Genomic DNA, 23,893 nt, shown 5'->3' with positions numbered 1-23,893 from the left:
ACTGGCGCCACTTGGCGACAGGCATCGAATGAACAACGCGCTTTCAAAAATGAACAACGCGATAGAATGCGGCGATGAGCAAATTCCTGACCAGCCGACTCGCCTGGAACGACTACCAGGTGATCCTTGCCGTGGCCCGCCATGGTTCCCTGTCCAAAGCCGCCGAAGCCTTGGGTTCCAGCCATCCAACCTTGTTTCGCCGCATCCGGGATATCGAGGCGGGGCTCGGCACGACCTTGTTCGAGCGCAGCCGCCAGGGATACCAGCCAACGGCGGCCGCGACGGAATTGCTGGCGCTCGCCGAAGAATTCGACCAGCGCCTGCGCGACCTGGAGCGGGACGCCGGGCTGGGAAGCGCCGGCCGCCTGACCCTGGCCACGACCGAAGTGCTGATGCCCCGCATCGTGCCGCCCCTGCTGACGCGCTGCCGGCGCGACTTGCCGGACATCACGATCAACCTGCAAATCGGCGAAAGCCTGGCAAACGTGCGCCAACGCGAAGCCGATATCGCCTTGCGCTCCGGCGGCGAACCGGATGGGGAGTTGATCGGTCGAGTGATATGCAATATCGAGGTGGCCGTCTACGCCCCGGCGGGCTGGCCAAACGTATCTGAAGAAAACCTGCACGAGCAGGCGTGGGTCACCGTCGACGAATCGCTGGGACACCTGGCATCATCGAAATGGCTTGAAGCGGAAGGTTTGATGTGGCGCGCAGTGGTGCGCTGCTCCAGCACCCTTGCTGTATGCCGATTGCTGGAGGAAGGTTTGGGAGTAGGCATTTTGCCTTGCCACCTGGGCGATGCCAATCCGCGTTTGCGCCGCGTTTCGCCGCTGTTGACAGACTTCCGTTCGCAACTCTGGCTGCTGACGCCGCGCCAGCTGCGTGGCGTGCCGAAGGTGTCGGCAACGGTCGAATGCCTGACCGCCGGCCTGCGCGAGATGAAAGACCTGTTCGAAGGCCGACGCGCCTAATTCGGGTAGCTGCTGCGCGCCTTGCGCTCCTTGCGGAACAGCCAGGGTTCAAGCGGGTCGCGCTCCGACCACAAACCGACCCGGGAATGGCGCGCCGCGGCTTCGACAGCCGGCAGCGATGGATCATGGTTGTATTGAGGGTAGACCCAGGCCATTCCTTTGCGAACTTGCGCCACATTGGCGTTGACGTCACCGCAATGGACGACAGCCACCGTGCGGCCGTAGCGGTCCTGCTTCCCCGAAGCGAGCGTCGCGTCGCGGCCAAAGCACAGGTCCGACAGCGACTGCTTCGAGCGCGCACCGTAAGGCTGCTTTTTTTCGGGGGCATCGATGTTCGCGAGGCGAACCTTTACCGGCCGGCCTTTACTCAGCACAGTCAGCGTATCGCCGTCGGCCACGCCGATGACCGGGTCTGCGTAAGATTGATTGCAAATCAGTGCAAAGATCAGTGCAAGCTTCTTAATTTCCCAACTCCACTTGTTCAGAAGGCCGCAATTGTATCGTCACAATGCGACTTCCGCAGCAAGCTTGATCGTGCGCTGCCCACTGCGCGTCGTCTCACGCCAGGCATCGTGGCGGCCGTCCTCGAATAATTGCGTACTGCGCGTTTCCGGCTTCATTGCATTGCTTGCCGTGGCGCGCAAGGTCAGGCCCGGCCGCAACAGCCAGGCGGCGTGCAGATCCAGGCGGCGCTCGGTGCCCCTCCCACTCCATTGCAAGACCGAGGAGCGCACCAGGCTGCCCTGCTGCAGATTCCAGTTGAAGCCTGCCGTCGTTCCCTGGCCCAGGCGGAAATCAATGCCCGCATTGATGGTCAGCGGCACTTGCTCGCCAAGACGGTTGCCCGGCGCCGGCACCGAATCCATATGCGACCAGTTGCGCGCCATTCCCAATCGCGCCGTGGTCCCTCCGCCCAGAGCCAGGCGGGCGTCAAACTCCAGGCCCTGGACAACGGCGCCGCCAATGTTGCCCGGTGTGGCCACCCATTTCCCCTTGTCCTCGAAGAGCACTGACTGGATAACATTGTCGATGCGCCGGTGATAGGCAGCCACGCTGAACATGCTCTCCTTGCTGAAATAGCTTTCGTAAGCGGCATCGATTCCCCACGCCAGTTCCGGATGCAAGGACGGATTGCCTTGCACGTCCGGATTTGCCGGACCGTTGCCATTGTTGACGGTGAAGCGGCGCGGCACCAAGTCGCGCGTATTGGGCGCCTTGTAGCTGCGCGCGAGGCCAAGCCGCAGCTGATCGCGCGAATCGGGCAAGCGCCAAAGCAGATGGGCCACCGGACTCCAGACGCTGGAATTGCTGCTGACGCCGGCCAGGCCACGTCCATTGGTCAAGGTGCGCAAGCCTTCCCAGCGCAGGCCGAGGTATGCATCGACCCCGGGCGATACCGTCCATTCGTCTTGCGCGTACACGGCGAAGCGCCGCACGCGGGCGATGTAGCGCTGGTCAAGCTCGCCAAGCGGTTCGCCGGCCGCACTGGAGTCTTCCTGGCGGCGCCATTCGGCACGTCGCGCCAGCGAGCCGTCCCACCCCGCTGCCAACACGTGCCCGCCGCTGTCGCCAAGGCGTAAGGTCCCGCTGCTGCTGGCGCCATCGTCCGCCGCGCTTGAGATGACGTGCCGCAGCCAGAGCGCATCGCCCGCCGCGTTGCCGCCATTGAAAACATAGTCGCTCTTGCGCCGGTTGCGCGTCATGCCGGCCTTCCAGTCGACGCGGCTTGTCTCCCCCAGGCGATGGCTGGCCTCGATGTCGCTGCGGGCGGTGTCCGTACGGGCATTCGCGCTGTATGCACTCATGGGAAATTCGCTCGAATCGCCTGACAAGGTCGTTTCCTGGGCAGTTCCCCGGTTGCGATTGCGGGCATGATCCAGCAGTCCTTGCCAGGCCAGCTTTGTTCCGCCGTCGAATTTCCAGCTCAAGCGCGGAACCAACCCTATACGCTCAGTGGCCGAAAGATTTTCTTCCGCAGTGAGGCGCCTGGCCGAAAATGAGCTCTCGGCGACACTACCGGCCACGGCACTCTTTCCGCGCGCGACCTGCATTGCCACATTGCCGGAATAATCGTCACCAGGGCGCGACAGGTCGAACGACGCTTCCGGTGACCAGCCGGCGCCCGACTCGTTGCCGGCCAGTGTGGCCAGCGACCTGGCACGTGCCGAGCTTCGGCGCAAAACGATGTTGATGCTGCCGGCAATGCCTTGGGTACTGCTGTCGGCACTTGCGCTGCGCAGGATTTCTATGCGTTCGATAAGCTCCGGCGCCAGGCTGTCGGGCGAAAATCCCGGCGGCGCCGGTTCTCCATTGAGCAGGAATTGGGTACGCCCGCCGCCCAGTCCCCGCAACTGCACCTGCCCGCCGTTCACCGTCACCCCAGGCTGGCGCCGCAAGGTGTCGGCCAAGCTGGAATCGCCGTAGCGCAAAAGTTCTTCGCGTGCAACGATAACCCGGCCGGCGCTATCGTCGCGGCGTTGTTGCAAGGTGCCGGCCGCCTTGACCTCGACGCGCGCCATGTCGTTTTGGGCGCTGGCGCAAAGCGGAATTAAAAACAGGGGAAGCAGGATTCGCATGGTAATGGGCGGTTTGTGAAAGAACGATGCGCATTGTTGGCGAGAGTTCCGGAAAAGCGATGCGGATTGTGATGAACACCCGGCCCGCCGGGACGAATGCCCAAATGCGGCTGATATACTGCCGCGCCATGGACCGACTACTTTCAATGCCGCCCTGGCTGCGCGCCTTGCTGGCCAACTTTGCGCTGTGGACGCTGGTCTGCGCGCTTGCCGGCATCACCACCTACGGCGACCGGATCGACAGCGGCGACACCCGCAGCTATTGGCAAATGACTGCCGGCTGGTGGTTCGGCTACTCGGTGATGATGGTGCAAAGCTATTTGCTGTACATGGCCTACCGCCGTCGCCCCGGATGGCTCGCCAGCCTGCGCCGCGTCGGCCTGGGCTACCTCACCTATCTCGCAGCGTGCTGGCCGACCGCGATGCTTGGATTGGCGTACCGGCGCTGCGTCAAATTCGACATCGAACCGACTTTGGGCAATGCCTGGAACTACGTGGTCACGATGGACAAGCTCGAATGGTTCGTCGAGTATGTGCTGTTGACGATGGCCTTTGGCGTTGTCCTGGCGATCCTGCTGTGGCGCCAGCGTCGGCAGCAAGACCGGCAACTGGCCGACGCCCTGCTGTCTATTGAGCGCCAGCGCCTTGCCGCACTGCGCGGCCAGCTTGAACCACACTTCATCTTCAATACGCTAAGCGCCATCGGCGCCCTGGTGCGCATGGACGACAAGGCGCTCGCGCTGGACGGGCTGTCCCGCCTCGGCGACCTTCTGGAAAATGCCCTGGCAAGCAGCGAGTGCGATTGGGTGGAGGCAGGGAAGGAAGTAAAGTTCGTCAGGAATTACCTGGACTTGCAGCGCCTGCGCTTCGGCGAACGCCTGCAGGTCCGCATCGAAGGCACCCATGTCCTGGATGACGGCATCGATTGCCCGCCGATGCTGCTGCAACCGCTGGTTGAAAATGCCTTGCGCCACGACCTTGAATGCCATGAAGGTGCAAGCGATATCGAAGTGGTCTTTGCGCGGCACGGCGACCGGCTCAACGTACAGGTCTCGAACCCTGCCAGCCTTCACGCAGCGCCTTCCGCCGGCCTGGGAATCGGCCTGCGCGGGATCCGGGCGCGCTTGCAGCTGGCATACGGAAACGCAGCCACTTTGGCGACCACGCGCATCGGCAACCGCTTCGTGGCGGAGCTATCGCTACCCTGGACGGCGCAGCAATGAAAGTACTGATCGTCGACGACGAAGCCCATGCCCGCACCAACCTACGCTTCGCACTGCAGGCATTGGCAGGATGGGACGTGGCGGCGGAATGCGCCAGCGCATCGGCGGCGCGAGCCTACCTTGCAACCGGCATTGCCGATATCGTGCTGCTCGACGTGCAGATGCCCAGGGAATCCGGGCTGGAGTTCGCTCGTGAACTGAGCCGCCGCGAGCTGCCGCCGCCGATCATCTTTGTGACCGCGCACCGCGGCCATGCGCTGGAAGCGTTCAATGTGCACGCGCTGGACTATATCGTCAAGCCGGTGGACGAAGACCGGCTGCGGCAAGCGCTGGAGCGCGCCGGCAAACTGCTCGACCAGCGCGCGGCGTATACCCGGGTCTTGCGCGGATTCGTCGATCCCGATCCCGGCTACTGGACGGAGCTCGCTGTGCGATCGGTCGGCAGGATCGACCGGGTCAGCCTGACGGACGTGCTATGGATTGAATCGGCGGGCAACTATATTGAACTGCACCTGCCACAGCGTACCTTCCTGCACCGCAGCACCTTGACGGAACTTGAGCGCTACCTGGACCCGGCGCAATTCCTGCGCATCCACCGCCGCATCCTGGTGCGCAGCGGCCAGATGTTGGCCATTCGCCAGCTCCAGGAGGGCAGCCACGAATTGACGTTGGCCGGCGGTGTGCAGCTGCCGGTCAGCGAACGTTATGCCGCGTCGGTGAAAGCGCGCCTCGCGCGGCCTACTCTACCCAGCTGAAACCATCGCGCGCCAGCAGGGCGAACGATTCGGACGGTCCCCACGTGCCCGCAGCATAAGGGTTCGGCTTTTCGGCCAGCGCACTCCAGCCGTTGATGATCGGATCTGCCCATTCCCAGGCCGCCTCCAGCTCGTCGCGGCGCATGAAGTGGGTCAGCCGGCCGCGCACCACGTCGATCAGCAAGCGCTCGTAAGCCTCGGCCCGGCGCTGCGAAAATGCCGACTGCAGGTCGAGATTCAGCGCCACCTGCTGCATCTGCATGCCGCTGCCAGGCTGCTTGGCCATCAGCTGCAGCTTGATGGCCTCCTCCGGTTGCAGCTCGATCACCAGCCGGTTGGCCACGCCGCCCGGAGTCTCCGGGAACAATGGGAAAGGTGGGTTTGCGAACTCAATCACGATCTTCGACGAGCGGCGCGCCATGCGCTTGCCGGTACGTAGGTAGAACGGCACCTTGGACCAGCGCCAGGTATCGACATAAGCGCGCATCGCCACGAAGGTCTCGGTGCTGCTACCCTCAGGCACATTACGCTCTTCCAGGTATCCGGGAACTTCCTGGTTGCCGCTCACGCCGCGCACGTACTGCCCGCGAACGGTGTCGCGTGCAATGGAGGCCAGGCTGAATCGGCGCAGCGAGCGCAGGACCTTAAGCTTCTCGTCACGCACAGCATCCGGCGCCAGCGAAGCAGGCGGTTCCATCGCGACGATACACAGCAATTGCAGCAAGTGATTCTGCACCATGTCGCGCATGGCGCCGGCACTGTCGTAGAAGCCCGCGCGGCTGCCCACGCCCACTTCTTCGGCAACGGTGATCTGCACGCTGGTGATGTTCGGCGCGCGCCACAGGGGTTCCAGGATCGAGTTACCAAAGCGCAGCACCATCAGGTTCTGCACGGTCTCCTTGCCCAAGTAGTGGTCGATACGGTAGATCTGGTACTCTTCGAAATGCTTGCCGACCGCCTCATTGATCTCCACCGCCGACGCCAGGTCGCGGCCAAGCGGTTTCTCGAGCACCACGCGCGCGTTGCGGTCAACCAGTCCCGCTTCGGCCAGCTTGTCGCAAATGGTGGTGAACAAGGACGGAGCCGTAGCCAGGTAGAACACGCGCTCCGCGCCGGAACGTGAAGCCTTGGCCAACGGCGTCATGCCATCTTTTTCAATGTCGATGCGCACGAACTCGAGCAGTTGCAGGAAACTGCGCCAGGCCTCTTCCGTGAAGTTTTCGCCGCTGATGAAGGGACGCGAGTGCTCTTCCACGAAGCCCAGGTATGCCGCGCGATCATACTCCTGGCGGCCCGTGGAGATGATGCGGGTGCCCGGTGGCAGGTTGCCGTGCAGGTGAGCCATATAGAGCGCCGGCAGCAGCTTGCGCATGGCGAGGTCGCCCACTCCGCCAAAGATGATCATGTCGAGGGGCAGGCTTGAATCGAATTGTGGCGTAGTGGTCATGTCGAGGCTCAAAATGCGTTGGCGGTAGCGGGTCAGAATGACAATAATACCCAAACTCCCGGTAAATGGCAGGGAGACGATAAAGGAGAAAGTTTGTCCGTGCTTCTACGATCAGCAATTGGGGGCGCTTTGCTCGCCCTGCCCTTCGCTGCCTCGGCAGGCGGTGTGCTCTGCGAACCTCCGTACAATTTCGGCATCAAGAATGGCCCTGATCCGGTGCTCTGCGCAATTCAGGCGACCGCCAAGCGCTTTCTCGACCAGCGCAATGTCGCAGACAAGACCGATTGGCGCCCGCTCGGCCCTGACTACCGCAGTTGGGTTCCTCCTTGCCGGGTTCCGATGAAAGCCGCATGGGCCACTAATGAACCGCGTAAAAGCGTATTGGTAAGCTGCCGCCGAACCATTGCATCGGCCCACGAACGCAATTGGGAAATCGCCGTATCGGTCTACAGCGATAGCGAACAACGCCTCTACGATATTCACCTGGCCGCGGAGGGCTTTGTTCGGAGCGAAAGCCGGACGGGCAAGCTGCATCGGGAGGCAGGATATCCGCGGAATGAGACGCTGGTGCCCAAATGCGCCGTCCCCTTTGCCGTCAACTGGCGGGACGGCACAAAGAACAGCGTCGACGTCGTCTGCGCCAAAACGGTCCAAACCACCTGGGGCAAAGGTAAATGGCGTGTTGCTGTTCCCATCGAGCCGGCGCCAGCTCAAACCAGCATCGATTGCTGGGCGAAGATACCCGCCATCGCGCCCTGCGATGATGCCTGGGTGACCGAAGGCAGGAAGGGCGTGGCGAGGTCTCCGGCGGCGTAGATGCCGGGCACGCTCGTTTGGCGCCGCTCGTCGACCTTGAGGACGATGCCGGTGGGCGTGTCCACGGTGGCGAGGCCCAGTGATTCATGCAGGCTTGCGGACGGCTTGTTGCGCGGATGGGCAAACAGGACGTCGACTGCGATATTGCGGCGGGTATCGAGATTGACAGTGGTGATGTGGCCCTCGTGATGGGCGATCTCGACGATCCGACCTTCGATGACAGGCACGTTGCGGTGCGCCAGATCGGCCTGGATATCGGGCGCAATGTCATGGCCATCGGCGAAGATGGTCAACTTGTCGGTCCAATGTTGGAACAGTTTGACAGACTGGTGCGACTGCGGACTGGACCAGAGGACGCCCCAATGCCGGCCAGCGACTTCGAAGCCGTCGCAATAGGGGCACGGCACGATGGACGTGCCCCAGCTTTCGGCGAAGCCCGGAACATCAGGCATCTGGTCGGCGACGCCATAGCTCAGGATCAGGCGGCGTGCCCCAAGGCTTTCGCCATCGCCAGTGCGGACGGAGAAATGGTCAATGGCGCCGGAGACGCTGTCGGCCCGTGCATTGACCAGCCTGACCGTGGGATAACGCACCAACTGCTGCCGTGCCGCGGCCAAGATGTCCTGCGGTGGCTTGTGATCGTGGCCGAGCAGGCCATGCGAGTGGCCGGCGAAGCGATTGCGCGGCAGGCCGGTATCGAGAACGGTGACCTTGCGGCGGGCACGGCCAAGCTGAAGTGCGGCGGCGAGACCGGCAAAGCTGCCGCCGATGATGATGACGTCATCCATGATGGTGGGCTCCTTGTTGTGGATAAAAGGGGGGGGTTAACGCATTGCCATTACACCGGCGTCGCCAGCTTGCCAGCCGCCACCGAGCGCCCGGAAGGTGGCAACCGCAGCGCGCGCCGATTCGGTTTGCGCCTGCACCCGGGCATCCGAGGCACGCAGCAGGTTCTCGTCCGCTTGCAGGACTTCGACCAGACTGACGACTCCTTTCTGGTATGCGGCAAAGGATGCTTCCCGTGCACGGCCGAGCGAGCTGACGCCTTGTTCCAGAACTGCCGCCTGCTGTTCGCGTTTCACCAATGCCGAGAACGCGTTCTCGACGTCTTCGCTCGCGCGCAGCGCTGCCAGCCTGTAGGCTGCCAGCATTTCCGCCTCCTGTCCCTTGGCTTGCGCGATCTGCGCATCGACCCGGGCGAAATCGAACAGGCGCCAGCGCAAGCCCAGGACGCCGGCGGCCTGGGTGGCGGCATTCGTGAACAGGTTGCCGGCTGATACCGAAGTTGCACTGCCAAGCATCCCGCTCAATGAAAACTTGGGGTAATACTCGGCGATGGCGACACCGATGCGGGCATTGGAAGCGGCCAGACGGCGTTCGGCCACGATCAGGTCAGGCCTGCGCCGCAACAGTTCGCGCGGCGAGCCGCTTGCCGCAATCTGCGGGGCAAGCGGGATGCCGGTCGTTTCCGCCAGCTCGGCGTGATGCGTGCCGGGCGGCGCAGCCAGCATCACGTCCAGCGCATTCAGGGCGGTGTCCAGTCCCGCCTCCAGCACTGGTATCGATGCCTGCACCTGGGCCAGCGCACCCTCGGCCTGCCTTACCTGCAATTCCGCCGCCAGGCCTTTTCCGTATAAGAGATTGATGGTCGCGACCAGGGCTTGCTGCGTCTGTACTTGCGTGCGGGCGACCTCCAGGCGCGCCTGCAAGCCGCGCACGGTAATATAGATGTCGGCGGTTTGTGCCGCCACAGCCAGCCGTGCCGCTGCCGCCCCGGCTTCCGAAGCCTGGTATTCCGCCAGCGCCGCCTCGCGGCCCCGGCGCAAGCCGCCAAACAGGTCGAGCTCCCAGTTCGCGCCGAGGTTGACTTCATAAGCGTTGCCGTAGCGGTCGAAACCCGGAGCGGAATTGAGTACCCGCCCCGACGGCGTTTCGACGGACTGGTAAGCCCTGGCGGCCTGCCCGTTGATATTCCCGGAGGGCAGCAAGGCCGCATTGGCCGCGCCCAGGCCGGCACGCGCCTGCACCACGCGCGCCGCCGCCTGTGCAAGATCGAGATTCTGTTCCAACGCCAGTGCCACGTAGCGGCTCAATTGCGGATCGCCAAAACCAGTCCACCATTGGGCAAGGTCGGCACTGGCGGCGGCCTGGCGCTGTTCAATAGCTGCCAGGCCGTGGAATTGTTTCGCCAGCACCGGCTCCGGCTTGGCGTAATCGGGGCCAACAGCGCAGCCCGTTGACAAGGTGGCAACGACCAGCGCCGCCAGGGTTTGCTTGCTTAGCATCGGACGTCTTTCGCAAAGAAATGATGGTGACCATAATACCAAATGGTCACAAGTTGTCCAATCTTTTCGTTTGGCTTAAACTTGAGTACATGAAAAATCAAAGTTCCTCTCCTGCCCCGGCCAGGGGGCCGGCCGACCATGAAGTGCGCAACCAGATCGTTGCCGTAGCCATTGATCATTTCAGCCACTATGGCTATGAAAAGACCACGGTGTCCGACCTTGCCAAGTCGATCGGCTTCTCCAAGGCATATATCTACAAGTTCTTTGAGTCGAAACAGGCCATCGGCGAAGTGATCTGCGCGAATTGCATGCAACAGATCGAAACCGAAGTCAGCGCGGCAATTGCCGAAGCCAATTCCCCGCCCGAAAAGCTGCGCCGTATGTTCAAGGCCTTTACTGAAGCCAGCCTTCGCCTGCTTTTCAACGAGCGCAAGCTTTACGACATTGCAGCGACAGCCGCATCGAATCGCTGGCAGGTCGTGCTCGACTATGAAGTTCGGATCCAGAAATTGCTGCACGATGTGCTGCAGGAAGGCCGCCAGGCCGGCGACTTCGAACGCAAGACTCCCCTGGACGAGACGGTGACTGCGATCTACCTGGTCATGCGCCCTTACCTCAATCCGCTGCTGCTGCAACATAGCTTCGATTACACAGAAGATGCGCCGTCGCATCTTTCCAGCCTGGTACTTCGGAGCCTGTCTCCATAAATAATAGCTTGTGACCATTGACTAAATTAGTCACCAGAACCATAATGAAAGTCCCGAACACCTTATCCATGGGACTTTCATGCGCCTGCTTCGCTCAACTCCGTCTGCAGTCTTCGCTGCCGTGCTGCCGTTTGCGGTGGTGGCTTGCGGCGAAAAACCTCCAACCGATCCACGTACCGAAGCGCCGCTGGTGCGCGCCGCGGTCGTCCAGGGGGTAGCCCCCCTCTCCCGCTCTTACACCGGCGTTGTCGCCGCACGTGTGCAGAGCGACCTTGGCTTCCGCGTTCCCGGCAAAGTGCTGGAGCGCCTGGTCGATACCGGGCAAACCGTCAAGCGCGGCCAGCCGCTGATGCGGATCGACGCGGTCGACCTGAAACTGGCAGCACATGCACAGCAGGAAGCAGTCGCCGCGGCACGCGCCCGGGCGAAGCAGGCGGCCGACGACGAGGCCCGCTTCCGCGACCTGCGCCCCAGCGGCGCGGTTTCCGCTTCCGCCTATGACCAGGCCAAGGCTGCCGCCGATGCCGCCCGCGCCCAGCTCAGCGCAGCCGAGGCGCAAGCCGGCGTTGCACTGAATGCCAGCCGCTACACCGAGCTGGTGGCGGACGGCGACGGCGTCGTCACCGAAACGCTGGCCGAGCCCGGCCAGGTGGTCAACGCGGGGCAGGTGGTGGTGCGCCTGGCCCATGCCGGCCGCCGCGAAGCTGTGATCCAGCTGCCCGAGACTGTGCGTCCTGCAGTGGGCTCCATCGCCCAGGCGACGCTGTTCGGCAAGGAAGGCCTGCGCGTTCCTGCCAAGCTGCGCCAGCTGTCGGATGCGGCGGACCGTCTCACCCGCACGTTCGAAGCGCGCTATGTGCTGGAGGGCGAACTGGCCAATGCTCCCTTGGGCAGCACGGTAACGATCCTGGTGGCGGACGGCCAACCGGCAAACCAAGGCGGTTTGCAGGTGCCGATCGGCGCACTGTTCGATGCCGGCAAGGGGCCAGGGGTGTGGGTCATCGACGGCAATCCGGCCAAGGTCTCCTGGCGTCCGGTCTCGGTGCAGCGTCTCGATGACGACCGCGCCGGCATCGACGGCCAGCTCAAGCAAGGCGACCGTATCGTCGCACTCGGCGCGCACCTGTTGCGCGATGGCGCCAACGTACGGGTGGATGTCCAGCCCGCCGGCGCAGCAGCCGAAGGAGCACGTCCGTGAAAACCAGCCGCTTCAACTTGTCGGCCCTCGCGGTACGCGAGCGCTCCGTCACCCTGTTCCTGATTTGCCTGATTTCGCTGGCCGGGGTCATTTCGTTCTTCAAACTGGGCCGCGCCGAAGACCCGGCCTTCACGGTCAAGGTGATGACGATCGTCACCGCCTGGCCGGGCGCCACCGCGCAGGAAATGCAGGACCAGGTGGCGGAAAAGATCGAAAAGCGCATGCAGGAACTGCGCTGGTACGACCGCACCGAGACTTACACCCGGCCCGGCCTGGCCTTCACCACCTTGACACTGCTGGACAGCACACCGCCGTCGGAAGTGATAGAGGAGTTTTACCAGGCTCGCAAGAAGGTCGGCGACGAGATCGGTAACCTGCCGCCTGGCGTGATCGGCCCCATGGTCAATGACGAATACGCCGACGTCACCTTCGCCCTCTTTGCGCTGAAGGCCAAGGGTGAGCAACAGCGCTTGCTGGTGCGTGACGCCGAATCACTGCGCCAGCGCCTGCTGCACGTGCCTGGCGTGAAGAAGGTCAACATCGTAGGCGAGCAGCAGGAACGCATCTATATCGAGTTCTCGCACGAGCGCCTGGCGACGCTCGGCATTGGTCCGCAGGAAGTGTTCGCCGCGCTGAACAGCCAGAATGCGCTGGCGGCCGCCGGCTCCGTGGAAACCAAGGGGCCGCAAGTGTTCATCCGCCTGGATGGCGCCTTCGACACGCTGCAGAAAATCCGTGATACCCCGGTGGTGGCCCAGGGCCGCACGCTGAAGCTGTCCGACATTGCCAAGGTCGAACGTGGCTATGAGGATCCTTCCACCTTCATGATCCGCAACGGCGGCGAGCCTGCGCTCCTGCTGGGCATTGTCATGCGCGACGGCTGGAATGGTCTTGACCTGGGCAAGTCGCTGGACAGCGAAGTGGGCGCCATCAACGCCAGCCTGCCCCTGGGCATGAGCCTGGCCAAGGTGACCGACCAGGCAGTCAACATCAGCGCCTCGGTCGACGAATTCATGCTCAAGTTCTTCGCTGCCCTGGTGGTGGTGATGCTGGTGAGCTTTATCAGCATGGGCTGGCGTGTCGGCGTGGTGGTTGCCGCTGCCGTTCCGTTGACGCTGGCCATGGTCTTTGTCGTGATGGCGGCGACCGGCAAGAACTTCGACCGCATTACCTTGGGCTCGCTGATCCTGGCATTGGGCCTGCTGGTGGACGACGCCATTATCGCCATTGAAATGATGGCGGTGAAGATGGAAGAAGGTTTCGACCGCATCGCCGCGTCGGCTTACGCCTGGAGCCATACGGCCGCGCCGATGCTGTCGGGTACCCTGGTGACGGCTGTTGGCTTCATGCCGAACGGTTTCGCCCGCTCGAGCGCCGGCGAATATACCAGCAATATGTTCTGGATTGTCGGCATTGCCCTGATCGCGTCCTGGGTCGTAGCGGTGGTGTTTACACCCTATATGGGCGTCAAGCTGCTGCCCGATTTCAAAAAGGTCGAGGGCGGCCACGAAGCAATCTACGATACCCCGCGCTATAACCGCTTCCGCCACCTGCTGGCACGCGTCATCGCCCGCAAGTGGCTGGTGGCCGGCTCCGTAGTGGGCCTGTTCGTGTTGTCTGTACTGGGTATGGCGGTAGTCAAGAAGCAGTTCTTCCCGATCTCGGACCGCCCCGAAGTGCTGGTCGAGGTGCAAATGCCTTATGGTACGTCGATCAACCAGACCAGTGCCGCCACCGCGAAAGTGGAAGCCTGGCTGGCCGGGCAAAAGGAAGCAAAGATCGTCACGGCCTACATCGGCCAGGGCGCGCCGCGCTTCTACCTGGCCATGGGGCCGGAATTGCCCGATCCATCGTTTGCCAAGATCGTGATCCGCACCGACAGCCAGCAAGAGCGCGATGCGTTGAAGCAGCGCTTGCGTGAAGCAATCGGCGGCGGCCTGGCTTCCGAAGCGCGCGTTCGCGTCACACAGTTGGTGTTCGGCCCTTACTCGCCGTTCCCGGTTGCCTACCGCGTCACCGGCCCGGATCCGGAAAAGCTGCGCAGCATCGCAGCGGACGTGCGCCAGCTCATGGAGACCAGCCCAATGATGCGTACCGTGAATGCCGATTGGGGCACACGCGCACCGACGCTGCATTTCATCTTGCAGCAAGACCGGCTGCAGGCAGTAGGCCTGTCCTCCAACGCCGTGGCGCAGCAATTGCAGTTCCTGCTGAACGGCGTCCCCGTGACGGCCGTCCGCGAAGACATCCGCACCGTGCAGGTGGTGGCGCGCGCTGCCGGCGACATCCGCCTCAACCCGGCCCGGATCGGCGACTTCACGCTGGCCGGCGCCAACGGGCAGCGCATCCCGCTGTCGCAAGTGGGCAAGATTGAAGTGCGGATGGAGGAACCCATTGAGCGCCGCCGCGACCGGATGCCAACCATCACCGTGCGCGGCGATATCGCCGACGGCCTGCAGCCGCCGGACGTTTCGGCAGCCATCACCAAGCAACTTCGACCACTGATCGCCAAGCTGCCGACCGGCTATACCATCGAAGAATCAGGCTCCATCGAGGAATCAGGTAAGGCGACCAAGGCGATGCTGCCGCTGTTCCCGATCATGCTGGCGATCACGCTGCTGATCATCATCTTCCAGGTGCGTTCGATTTCGGCAATGGTGATGGTATTCCTGACCAGTCCCCTGGGCCTGATCGGCGTGGTCCCGACCCTGATCCTGTTCGGGCAACCATTCGGCATCAATGCGCTGGTCGGGCTGATCGCGCTCTCCGGCATCCTGATGCGCAACACGCTGATCCTGATCGGCCAGATCCACCATAACAAGGAAGCCGGCATGGAGCCGTTCAAAGCGGTGGTTGAAGCCACCGTGCAGCGCGCCCGCCCGGTGATCCTGACTGCGCTGGCAGCGATCTTCGCATTCATGCCGCTGACGCATTCGGTGTTCTGGGGCACGCTGGCTTACACCCTGATCGGCGGCACCCTTGCCGGCACCGTCCTGACATTGGTGTTCCTGCCGGCGATGTATTCGATCTGGTTCAAGATCCGGCCAGCCGACGCGCGGCCGGCTGCGCACGAGGGCGACGCGGCAGCGCCGCAACTGATGACCGGCAGCTGAACATACAAGATTCTTAGAAGAGGAGAAGTTGATGTCGAAGCATAAGTATTCGAAGTCCCTGCTGGCTGCGGCAGCCGGCATGCTGCTGGCGAGCCAGAGCCAGGGGGCGGCATTTGAACTCAAGGAGAAAAGCGCCAAGGCACAAGGCCGGGCCACCGCAGGCTCGATCAGCGCGCCAGGGGACGCATCGGCGATCGCCGAAAACCCTGCCGCAATGCGCGGCCTGGGTGGCAACGTTTTCCAGGCCGACCTGACCACGGTCGACTATTCGGTCAAATTCAACGGCGATGGTGAAGACGCGCTCGGTCGGCCTTTAGCGGGCAGTAACGGCGGCGAGGCGGGCGCCACGAAACCGATTCCGGCCATGTACTTTCACACGCCTCTGGGCGAGCGCACCCACCTTGGCTTGTCGCTGACGGCGCCATTCGGCTTCACCACCGACTACGAGGCGCAATGGAAGGGCCGCTACCAGGGCCAGAAGACCGAGCTCAAGGCAGTCAACCTTGGCCTCGCCCTGTCGTATGACTTGAATGAGCAGCTCTCGTTCGGCGGCTCGCTCTTCTTCGAGCGTGCGCAAGCGAAGTTGACGACCGCCCTGGACTTTGGCGCCATCATGGCTGCCGCGCGCGTGCCGGGCTACGCTCCCACCAGCGCCGACGGCCGCATTGCGCTCGACGGCAGCGACAATGCTTTCGGTTTCACGCTCGGCATGCTGTATAGCCCGACCCGGAAAACCCACATCGGCGCAGCCTACCGCTCCGGTGTCAATCATAAGCTGAGCGACGCATCGATCCAGTTCGACGTGCCGCAAGGGCCCAAGGCGATACTCGCGGCAACGCGCCCCGGCTGGTTCACCGACACCAACGCGTCGACCGAACTGCGCATGCCTTCCTCCTGGACGCTCAGTGTGACGCACCAGCTCAACGAACGCTGGTCCGTCATGGCCGACGTGCACCGGACCAAATGGAGCAGGTTCAAGGATGTGATGCTGGACTTCGACTCGCCGCAGGCAGCACAGGCGATCTCCTTCGACTACCGCAACACCCTGTTCGGCGCGCTGGGCGCCGAATACGCGCTCAATCCGGACCTGACCCTGCGAGCCGGCGTGGCTTACGACCAGACGCCGGTTCGCGCCGCTTCCCGCGACGTACGGGTGCCCGACGTGGACCGCAAGTGGCTGTCGTTCGGCGCCACCTGGCGCGCCAGCCAAAGCCTCGAATGGAGCGCAGGCTATACCCACCTGTTCCTCGCAGATGCCGGCGTCTCCATGCATGCGTCGACCGGGAGCACCCTGCGCGGCACGTACAAGCTGGCGAGCGATATTTTCGCCGTTTCGCTGGCTTATCGCTTCTGAACCCTGGAGAAAAAACATGAAGGATTCGCCGATCGTATTGATTACCGGTGTCTCATCCGGCATCGGGCGCAGCGCAGCGGAGAAATTCGCCACGCAGGGATGCCGCGTGTTTGGCACCGTACGCAGCATTGCCAAAACGTCGCCCCTATCCGGTGTCGAATTGATTGAAATGGACATCCGCGATGACGCATCCGTGGAAGTTGGCGTCCAGGCCGTGATCGAGCGCGCCGGCCGCATCGATATCCTGGTCAACAATGCGGGCATGAATATGGTCGGCGCGGTGGAGGAAACGTCGATCACGGAGGCCGCCGCCCTGTTCGACACCAATGTGTTCGGTGTCTTGCGCATGGTACGCGCGGTGCTGCCGCATATGCGCGCGCAGCGCCGCGGCCGGATCGTGAATGTCAGTTCCGTGCTTGGCTTCCTGCCGGCGCCGTATATGGGCCTGTACTCCGCCTCGAAGCACGCGGTAGAGGGCCTGTCCGAAACACTGGACCACGAGGTGCGCCGCCTCGGCATCCGCGTCACGCTGGTCCAGCCGTCGTACACCAAGACCAACCTGGAGGCCAACTCGCCCCAAACCGCCTTACGGATCGGCGACTACGACAACGACCGCGCCACAGCGACCCGCTCTGTCGTCAACAGCATCGACAGCGCTCCCGGCCCGGATGGCGTGGCAAACACGATTGTCGAAGCGGCGCTTGGCACATGGCGCATGCGCCGCACGCCTGCGGGACAGGCCTCGCTGCTGAGCAAATTGCGCCGCTTCATGCCGGCAGGCCCGGTCGACGCCAGCTTGCGAAAATCGCTGGGATTGGTCTGATTTCCCCCCCCGGGTGTTAGTTGTCATTGACAATCACATTGCACAGAAACTAAAATTGGTTGACTAACACAACAAAATTTAACATGGGCACTACCGAAAACACGGCGCAGCTATTTCGCGACGTCGTACGTCTGTTCGTTCGCGATCAACGCGAAAACGCAGGGTGTATGGACAGTGGACTGACAGTACGCTGCCACATACTCAATGAATTGCTGCGCGATGCGCCTCTGCCACAACAAGCATTGGTCGATCGACTCGGTCTGGACAAAGCGTGGATCAGCCGGGCAGTGGACGGCCTTTGCATGGAGGGATGCGTGTCAAAGGAGCCGAACCAGCTCGATAAACGAAGTGTCCTGTTGTCGCTCACACCCGAAGGCAAGACCCGCGCCACTTCCTTGAATCTCCAATTGAATCACCACGTGGGAGAGTTGCTCGCGCATGTCCCACCAGCACAAAGAGCCGCGCTGCACAATGCTTTGCAATCGTTGCACTCCGCCCTGAACGCCCCTAACGAACGATCGAGGATCAAATGCCGGAAATGAAGCTGCGCTCCATGCGCCCTGAGGATTGGCCTGAAGTCCGCCGCATCTATCTCGAAGGTATTGCCAGCGGCAATTCAACTTTTCAGACCGAAGCGCCAACCTGGGAACAATGGGATGCCAACCACTTGCAGGCCTGCCGCCTGGTTGCCGTACAAGGCGATTCAGTCGTCGGCTGGGCAGTCCTTGCAGCGATATCGGCTCGCCCGGTCTACCGCGGCGTGGCTGAAGTCAGCGTCTACGTAACGCCCGCGGTTCATGGACAAGGCATGGGAAAGGCGCTAATGCGGGAGTTGGTATCGGCTTCGGAACAACACGGTTTCTGGACTTTGCAAGCTGGTATTTTCCCCGAGAATGTCGCAAGCCTGGCTGTGCATGCAGGGGCCGGCTTCCGCCAGGTCGGCCGACGGGAAAGAATGGGGCAATTGCACGGAGTCTGGCGCGATGTAGTGCTGGTCGAACGTCGCGTGACCGCCGATGTTCCCTGAGTGGCCGGCATGCCCGTGGCCCTAGCCTGCTGTCACTGGATGACTGGCGCGTTTCCGGATGGCCTGCGTGAATACAAACAGCGAAATAAACGACATCGCGAGCAGGAGGAGCAGCACTTGACGGGCGCCGATCACATCGAACGTGATCGCGAACATTAGCGGCCCGCTGGCTTTGGCCAGCAACGCCGGTGCCGCGAGCGCCCCGGATATCGCCCCGTAATGCCGACGGCCGAACATCGCCGCCGGCAACGTCCCTCGCAGTATTGTAAGCACCCCATTGCTAAGTCCATACAATAGGCAGAAAGCAGCAACACCCCAGGCATGACTGCCAAACGTAGCAATGGCGAACAGCGCCACCGGCAGCCCGGCAAACGTATACAGCCCTACTATCGTCGGCGCCTTTCCGTTACCCCAGGTACGCTCAATGAGCCGTCCTACCACCTGCATTGGCCCAATCAACGCCGCCAGCATCAACGCAAACTCCATCGAATGTCCCAAGGCCCGCACGACACGGATCAGGTGTACGGAAATCGCAGCAAAGATAAATGCGTTGACCGCAAAAGCGGTGGCCAGAAGCCAGAAATGCGGCTGTCGTATGGCGTGCTGGAGCGTGGCGCCGGCGTGATGCGATGCAGCCGCTTTCCTCTGGTGCACGCCGTCAAGATGGAAATGCAATGGCGCACAAAACAGCAATTGGATCAACGCGTAGATAGTCAACGTATCGCGCCAGCCTAATCGAACCGTCAAAGCCTCGGTCAGTGGCCAGAATGCGGTACTGGCAAGGCCGCCGAGCAAGGTTACGGTCGAAATGGCCCTTGCGGCGTCGTGGGAAAGGGAACCATTCAGCGTTGCGAAAGCCGCCTCGTACAATGTCAGCGACATTGCGGTTCCAATCAAGGTCCAGGCGGCCATATAAGTGATGTACGACCCGGCAGCCGCAAGGCACCAAAGCCCCAATGCGGCGACCAAGGATCCCGCCACCATAATCCAGCGACCTCCATGCCTGTCAATCGCAATGCCGGCCGGTGTTGCAGCCAGCCCCGCCACCAGCACGCTCCAGGAGAATGCTCCGAAAGTCTGGCTCGCCGTCAGCGCCAGGTCGGCCTGGATTCGGCTGGCTAGAACGCCGAAGGCGTAATACAACATCCCCCATGAAATCACCTGCGTTATCGCCAACACTGCAACGGGCTTCCGTATTTGCATGTCACCTCCTTCAGAACGCAGCCCGGCAGCAGCCTGGCAAGAACATGGACCACACCTGCCTCGCGAAAGACGCCTTGGCAGGATAGCTTGTCGGCTGGTACAGGCCCACAGCGACAGGGTCGTTGCCTTCTGCACGATAGCGGTAGGTGCCAAACGCCATGTCCCAGAGCACTAAAGCACGGCCAAAATTCCTGTCGCCGTCTTTGGGGTTGTCAGCGTGGTGCCAACGGTGGACTTCATTGGTACTAAACACATAATTCAGCCAGCCACTGCGTAACGGCAGGTTCGCGTGTTGCAACATCAGTACCGGATAAGTCAGGGCCAGGTAGCCAAGCACCACGTCCGGCGGAGTGCCAATCAACAAGAGCGGTGCAAAGCCCAGCACATAATTGATGGCATGGTTCAAAGGGTGAATGCGGAAGTTATTCAGCCAATACAAGCGCTCGCTACCGTGGTGCAGGGCGTGCAGCCACCACAGCGAGGGCAGCCTGTGATGCAGGCGGTGCGACCAATAGCTGGTGAACTCGGCCAACAAGGCGGCAAGCAAGACTTGTAAGGCGAAGGGCAAGCGGTCGGGAAGATCGAAGCCCCAACCTCCATCACCCGCGGGCCGACCAGCGCCAGCACCAGTACCGGCAGCAACCATTTCAACAGCGGATCGACGAAGGCGAACAATAGCCCCGCGCTGGTGATGTCTGTACTTAGGTCGCCCTGCCCTGCTTTCCAATCAGAGCGATAAGCCAAGCGTCGCTCCGCAGACCCTGCCGAGAGAAGAATCAGCACGCTCGGCATCAGGACTGCAAGCTCAAGGTTCCCATCGAACTGCCTCGTGACCAAGAACACGCCGACATTCAACGCCAGCGCCATTGGCAGGAAGAAGCGCACGAACAAAAGCTTCAACATAGCCGCCTCCTGAACTATGCGCAGCATGCGCTTGCTTTCGGGCGCGGCGTGCAAGCGGACAGTGAAGAACATCCCGACTGCCCTTTCGCTTTTTCCGCCTCGTCCAATGCGCAGCATGCCGCGCTGGCATCGACAGCAGGCCCGCCACAGCAACCCTTGTCTTCTTTGGCCTCGCCGTCATACGCCAAGCGCGTGTTGCACACACCGGTCTCCGGCAAGTCCAGTTGAACGGAATCGGCAGCCGCCATGTCGCCGACCAGGCTCGCGACAACGGAACGCACCTGTTCATATCCCGTTGCCATCAAGAAGTTCGGGGCACGGCCATAACTCTTCGCGCCAACCGCGAAGTATCCCGGTTCGGGATGGGCCAGTTCGCGGTGACCATGTGGCCGCACGGTACCGCAGCTATGCTCGTTTGGATCAATCAGCGGCGCCAGCGCATCCGTGCTCTCCAGCCATGGGTCATGGCGGACTCGCATTTCACGGGTCAACTCCAGGTTTGGGCGCGCACCGGTGGCAGCGACGATGCGGTCAACCCCGCTAATCACATCTTGCTGGCCATCCGGGTGCTCGCCGACAACGCGGATACCACTCGCCTCCTGTTGCAACCCGGTCACGCGGAAATTGGTATGCAGCTCCAGTTTGCAGGAATCGCGCAATGCTTTGAGCCGCAGGCCCAGCTGGCCGCGTGCCGGAAGCCCATCGGCTTCGCCGCCACCAAAGACCCGGGCCAACTGATCGCCCCGTGTCGCCCAGACGATGGAAGTGCCTGCCACCGATTCCGCCAGCTCCGCCAGCGCCAGCAAGGTACCGGCTGCCGAATGCCCGGCGCCGACAACCAAGGTCCGCCTGCCTGCATATTGGGCCCGCTGGGTACCAGCCACATCCGGCATGCCATAGACAATGCGATCGCCCAGCTCTCGCTCGCCAAGGGCTGCAACTCCGTAGGCGCCGAGGGGATTCGGGTTCGACCAGGTACCGCTCGCATCAATCACGGCCCGCGCAAGGTAGTCTCGTTCGCCGTCCGGTCCCGCCACGCGGAGAACGAACGGCGCCAATTCGCGTCCCCGGCTTTTGACCTTGTCAAAGCCCTGGCGCGTGATCTGCACGACTGTATGCCGCAGCTTCAATGCACCTTCCAGTTCAGGCAATTTGGACAGTGGAGAAAGGTATGAGTCCAGCAGCTCGCCAGCGGTCGGCAAGCCATCATTCGCCGGCGCCTGCCAGCCATTGCACTCCAGCCGTTGGCGCGCGGCCTTGTCGATGTTGTACTGCCAAGGCGAGAACAATCGCACATGCCTGTAGGTTTCCAGATTGGCACCCACTCCGACGCCGCGCTCAAAAATGATTGGGCGCAGCCCGCGTTGCAGAAGATGTGCAGCTGCAGCCAAACCGACTGGCCCGGCGCCGAGTACGGCAACAGGTAGTTCATTCAATGTCTTCATGGTGCGGTCCTTTCGAAGTGGAGTCATGATTCATTCCTAATTCGTCGAATTACGAATTAGCACGCAAATTTTTTTACAAACTGCCGATCAGCTGCTTGAACTGCTCCAGCCGCTCGGGATTGACGCAATAACAGACTCGCTGCTCATCGGCCGAACCTAGAATCAGCCCCGCCTGCTTGAGGATCGTGACGTGCTGGGAAATGGTCGATGGCGCCAACGGCAACACATCGGTCAAGCTGCCAAAGTAGCAGGCACCATAAGCCGCCAGGTAACGCAGCAACTGCACGCGCGCCGGATGCGCCAACGCCTTGCAGAGCATGGCCACCTCGTCGACATCCAGTTCTGGCAGGTCGGGCTTTGGGTCTGGGGTACAGCAACTAATCATATTCACTATGCAATTCGTCAATCGACGAACGAAGATTAGCGCTCATGTCATCGTGCTGTCAATATATTTCGATATTCTTTGAAACGTCGTATCGTTATGCCATAATCAGGTCCAACAAGGAATTACCCAGGAAAACCCAATGAAAACGAAAGCCGTATTGGCCGCGTTGGCGGCACTGGCACAGGAATCCCGACTCAATACATTCCGGCTGCTGGTCCAAACCGGACCGCAAGGTCTGGCCGCAAGCAAGATCGGCGAGCAGTTGGACATCGCCCCATCCTCCCTGTCGTTTCACCTGAAAGAGCTGACCAATGCCGGCTTGATCGAACCGCGACAGGAAGGCCGCTTCATCATTTACAGCGCCAACTTCGACACTATGAACGGTGTGCTTTCCTTCTTGACCGAGAACTGCTGCGGCGGCCAAAGCTGCGCCCCATCCACCAACATCAACTCCTGCAAACCATGAACGTCCTGATCCTCTGCACTGGTAACTCCTGCCGCTCCATTCTCGGCGAAGCCACCTTCAACCACCTGGCGCCGGCTGGCTGGCATGCGGTCAGCGCCGGCAGCAAGCCTGCCGGTTACGTCCATCCACGTTCGCTGGCATTGCTGGAGCGCGAAGGCATCTCGACCGAGGGCTATCACAGCAAGTCCTGGGACGACCTGCCAGTCACCCCAGACATTGTGATCACCGTCTGCGGCAGCGCCGCCGGCGAAATCTGCCCTGCCTACCTTGGCCCAGTCACGCGCGCCCACTGGGGTGTTGAAGACCCTGCACACGCGACCGGCTCCGACGAAGAAATCGACGCAGCGTTCATGAAGGCATACCGCATCCTCCGCCACCGTATCGAAACCCTCTTCGCGCTGCCGCTGGAAGAATTGAAAAAAGACCCGGCACGCATGAAGGCAGAACTCGAACGCATTGGCGGGGTCCAGCCGTGACCTTATCCCGACGCCTGGTCGCCGAGGCGCTAGGCACCGCTCTCCTGCTGGCTGTAGTGGTCGGCTCCGGAATCATGGCCGAACGGCTTGCGGGCGGCAATGTCGCCATCGCGCTGCTGGCCAACACTATCGCAACTGGTGCGGGACTGGTGGCCTTGATCCTGATGTTCGGCACCATCTCAGGCGCGCACTTCAATCCTGCGGTAACACTGTCGGAAGCCTGGCAGCGCAATATTCCGATGTCGGAAGTCCTGCCTTATATCGCCGTGCAAATGATTGGCGCATTTGCAGGCGTCGCCGCAGCCCACGGCATGTTCGGCGAGGCGCTGTTTTTCGCATCCGAGCATGTGCGCTCAGGTCCTGCGCAATGGTGGAGCGAGTTTATCGCCACGTTCGGCCTGATCGGCGTAATCATCGGCTGCTCCCGCAGCCGCCCCGCCATCACGCCATTTGCGGTGGCCGCATACATCACATCCGCCTACTGGTTCACGTCCTCGACCTCGTTCGCCAATCCCGCCGTAACCCTGGCTCGTGCAGCGAGCAACACCTTCGCCGGCATTCGGCCTGGCGATGCGCCAGGCTTCATCCTGGCGCAGTTGACGGGTATGGGAGCGGCAACGATCTTGTTCTGCTGGCTGTACCCGGCGCCGCCGGCCGACGCGACCGTCTGTGGCACTGTGGCACCTGGCGATTTTGCAGACCCTCTGGAAAAGCACTGAA

24 protein-coding genes are annotated in these 23,893 nt (G+C 62.1%); 14 read left to right on the top strand and 10 right to left on the bottom strand.

Annotated features, from left to right (window positions below; all coding sequences use genetic code 11):
- The first annotated feature begins 74 nt into the window (after nt 1-74).
- Nucleotides 75-971: a LysR family transcriptional regulator gene (locus BM269_RS09675; RefSeq protein WP_090436812.1), complete on the top strand. Its 897-nt coding sequence runs from the start codon at nt 75-77 to the stop codon at nt 969-971.
- Here BM269_RS09675 and BM269_RS09670 read toward each other — a convergent pair.
- Nucleotides 968-1,369 (bottom strand): thermonuclease family protein, encoded by a 402-nt coding sequence (locus tag BM269_RS09670; RefSeq protein ID WP_229204568.1) that lies wholly within the window; start codon nt 1,367-1,369, stop codon nt 968-970. The two genes, BM269_RS09675 and BM269_RS09670, sit on opposite strands and share 4 nt — an antisense overlap.
- 105 nt (nt 1,370-1,474) lie before the next feature.
- Nucleotides 1,475-3,490 (bottom strand): TonB-dependent receptor plug domain-containing protein, encoded by a 2,016-nt coding sequence (locus BM269_RS09665; protein ID WP_170860332.1) that lies wholly within the window; start codon nt 3,488-3,490, stop codon nt 1,475-1,477.
- Between the two features lie 161 nt (nt 3,491-3,651).
- On the opposite strand from BM269_RS09665, the gene BM269_RS09660 reads away from it, so the two are divergent.
- Nucleotides 3,652-4,770 (top strand): sensor histidine kinase, encoded by a 1,119-nt coding sequence (locus BM269_RS09660; RefSeq protein ID WP_170860331.1) that lies wholly within the window; start codon nt 3,652-3,654, stop codon nt 4,768-4,770.
- The gene (locus BM269_RS09655; protein ID WP_090436808.1) at nt 4,767-5,525 is read left to right on the top strand and encodes a LytR/AlgR family response regulator transcription factor; all 759 of its coding nucleotides are present in this window, start codon (nt 4,767-4,769) and stop codon (nt 5,523-5,525) included. Before BM269_RS09660 ends, BM269_RS09655 begins: the two co-directional genes overlap by 4 nt.
- Here the strand turns inward: BM269_RS09655 and zwf are convergent.
- Entirely contained in the window at nt 5,509-6,972 is a 1,464-nt protein-coding gene (zwf, locus tag BM269_RS09650) for a glucose-6-phosphate dehydrogenase (RefSeq protein WP_090436807.1), read from the bottom strand. The genes BM269_RS09655 and zwf overlap by 17 nt on opposite strands.
- A gap of 129 nt (nt 6,973-7,101) precedes the next feature.
- On the opposite strand from zwf, the gene BM269_RS29030 reads away from it, so the two are divergent.
- Nucleotides 7,102-7,788, top strand: coding sequence for a hypothetical protein (locus BM269_RS29030; RefSeq protein WP_139232702.1), 687 nt, complete (start codon nt 7,102-7,104; stop codon nt 7,786-7,788).
- On the opposite strand, the gene BM269_RS09640 is transcribed toward BM269_RS29030, so the two are convergent.
- A complete protein-coding gene (locus tag BM269_RS09640) occupies nt 7,683-8,576 on the bottom strand; it encodes an NAD(P)/FAD-dependent oxidoreductase (protein ID WP_090436805.1) in 894 nt (297 codons plus the stop codon). The two genes, BM269_RS29030 and BM269_RS09640, sit on opposite strands and share 106 nt — an antisense overlap.
- A 36-nt stretch (nt 8,577-8,612) precedes the next feature.
- Nucleotides 8,613-10,073 carry an efflux transporter outer membrane subunit gene (locus BM269_RS09635; RefSeq protein WP_090436804.1) on the bottom strand — a complete coding sequence of 487 codons (1,461 nt, stop codon included), beginning with the start codon at nt 10,071-10,073 and terminating at the stop codon, nt 8,613-8,615.
- A gap of 89 nt (nt 10,074-10,162) precedes the next feature.
- Between BM269_RS09635 and BM269_RS09630 the strand changes: the two genes are divergently transcribed.
- From BM269_RS09630 to BM269_RS09600, 7 genes are all read left to right on the top strand, one after another.
- Nucleotides 10,163-10,780 carry a TetR/AcrR family transcriptional regulator gene (locus BM269_RS09630; RefSeq protein ID WP_090436803.1) on the top strand — a complete coding sequence of 206 codons (618 nt, stop codon included), beginning with the start codon at nt 10,163-10,165 and terminating at the stop codon, nt 10,778-10,780.
- Between the two features lie 79 nt (nt 10,781-10,859).
- Nucleotides 10,860-11,978 (top strand): efflux RND transporter periplasmic adaptor subunit, encoded by a 1,119-nt coding sequence (locus BM269_RS09625; RefSeq protein ID WP_090436802.1) that lies wholly within the window; start codon nt 10,860-10,862, stop codon nt 11,976-11,978.
- Nucleotides 11,975-15,091: an efflux RND transporter permease subunit gene (locus tag BM269_RS09620; protein ID WP_090436801.1), complete on the top strand. Its 3,117-nt coding sequence runs from the start codon at nt 11,975-11,977 to the stop codon at nt 15,089-15,091. Before BM269_RS09625 ends, BM269_RS09620 begins: the two co-directional genes overlap by 4 nt.
- A 31-nt stretch (nt 15,092-15,122) precedes the next feature.
- Complete coding sequence (locus BM269_RS09615; RefSeq protein WP_090436800.1) at nt 15,123-16,445, top strand: OmpP1/FadL family transporter; 1,323 nt, start codon at nt 15,123-15,125, stop codon at nt 16,443-16,445.
- 16 nt (nt 16,446-16,461) lie between these two features.
- Nucleotides 16,462-17,268 (top strand): oxidoreductase, encoded by an 807-nt coding sequence (locus BM269_RS09610; RefSeq protein WP_090436799.1) that lies wholly within the window; start codon nt 16,462-16,464, stop codon nt 17,266-17,268.
- An 83-nt stretch (nt 17,269-17,351) separates the two neighbouring features.
- Nucleotides 17,352-17,810, top strand: coding sequence for a MarR family winged helix-turn-helix transcriptional regulator (locus tag BM269_RS09605; protein WP_090436798.1), 459 nt, complete (start codon nt 17,352-17,354; stop codon nt 17,808-17,810).
- Nucleotides 17,798-18,295, top strand: coding sequence for a GNAT family N-acetyltransferase (locus BM269_RS09600; protein ID WP_090436797.1), 498 nt, complete (start codon nt 17,798-17,800; stop codon nt 18,293-18,295). Before BM269_RS09605 ends, BM269_RS09600 begins: the two co-directional genes overlap by 13 nt.
- A 21-nt stretch (nt 18,296-18,316) precedes the next feature.
- On the opposite strand, the gene BM269_RS09595 is transcribed toward BM269_RS09600, so the two are convergent.
- The 5 genes from BM269_RS09595 to BM269_RS09580 are packed head-to-tail and all read right to left on the bottom strand — an operon-like array spanning nt 18,317 to nt 22,231.
- Nucleotides 18,317-19,498 (bottom strand): MFS transporter, encoded by a 1,182-nt coding sequence (locus BM269_RS09595; protein ID WP_090436796.1) that lies wholly within the window; start codon nt 19,496-19,498, stop codon nt 18,317-18,319.
- Nucleotides 19,499-19,508: 10 nt separating this feature from the next.
- Complete coding sequence (locus BM269_RS09590; RefSeq protein ID WP_229204583.1) at nt 19,509-20,030, bottom strand: sterol desaturase family protein; 522 nt, start codon at nt 20,028-20,030, stop codon at nt 19,509-19,511.
- On the bottom strand, nt 19,925-20,401 hold the full coding sequence (locus BM269_RS29780; RefSeq protein WP_229204585.1) for a hypothetical protein: 477 nt from the start codon (nt 20,399-20,401) through the stop codon (nt 19,925-19,927). Before BM269_RS29780 ends, BM269_RS09590 begins: the two co-directional genes overlap by 106 nt.
- A 14-nt stretch (nt 20,402-20,415) precedes the next feature.
- Entirely contained in the window at nt 20,416-21,873 is a 1,458-nt protein-coding gene (locus BM269_RS09585; RefSeq protein WP_229204567.1) for an NAD(P)-binding domain-containing protein, read from the bottom strand.
- A 46-nt stretch (nt 21,874-21,919) separates the two neighbouring features.
- Entirely contained in the window at nt 21,920-22,231 is a 312-nt protein-coding gene (locus BM269_RS09580) for an ArsR/SmtB family transcription factor (RefSeq protein WP_090436793.1), read from the bottom strand.
- Between the two features lie 139 nt (nt 22,232-22,370).
- On the opposite strand from BM269_RS09580, the gene BM269_RS09575 reads away from it, so the two are divergent.
- The 3 genes from BM269_RS09575 to BM269_RS09565 are packed head-to-tail and all read left to right on the top strand — an operon-like array spanning nt 22,371 to nt 23,892.
- Nucleotides 22,371-22,697 (top strand): ArsR/SmtB family transcription factor, encoded by a 327-nt coding sequence (locus BM269_RS09575; protein WP_090436792.1) that lies wholly within the window; start codon nt 22,371-22,373, stop codon nt 22,695-22,697.
- A complete protein-coding gene (locus tag BM269_RS09570) occupies nt 22,694-23,173 on the top strand; it encodes an arsenate reductase ArsC (RefSeq protein ID WP_090436791.1) in 480 nt (159 codons plus the stop codon). The genes BM269_RS09575 and BM269_RS09570 overlap by 4 nt, the downstream gene beginning before the upstream one ends.
- Entirely contained in the window at nt 23,170-23,892 is a 723-nt protein-coding gene (locus tag BM269_RS09565) for an MIP/aquaporin family protein (RefSeq protein ID WP_090436790.1), read from the top strand. Before BM269_RS09570 ends, BM269_RS09565 begins: the two co-directional genes overlap by 4 nt.
- Nucleotide 23,893 lies beyond the last annotated feature (1 nt).

Source organism: Duganella sp. CF458 (genome assembly GCF_900113115.1).
Lineage (GTDB): Bacteria > Pseudomonadota > Gammaproteobacteria > Burkholderiales > Burkholderiaceae_D > Rugamonas.
This window is presented reverse-complemented; position numbering and strand designations above follow the sequence as displayed.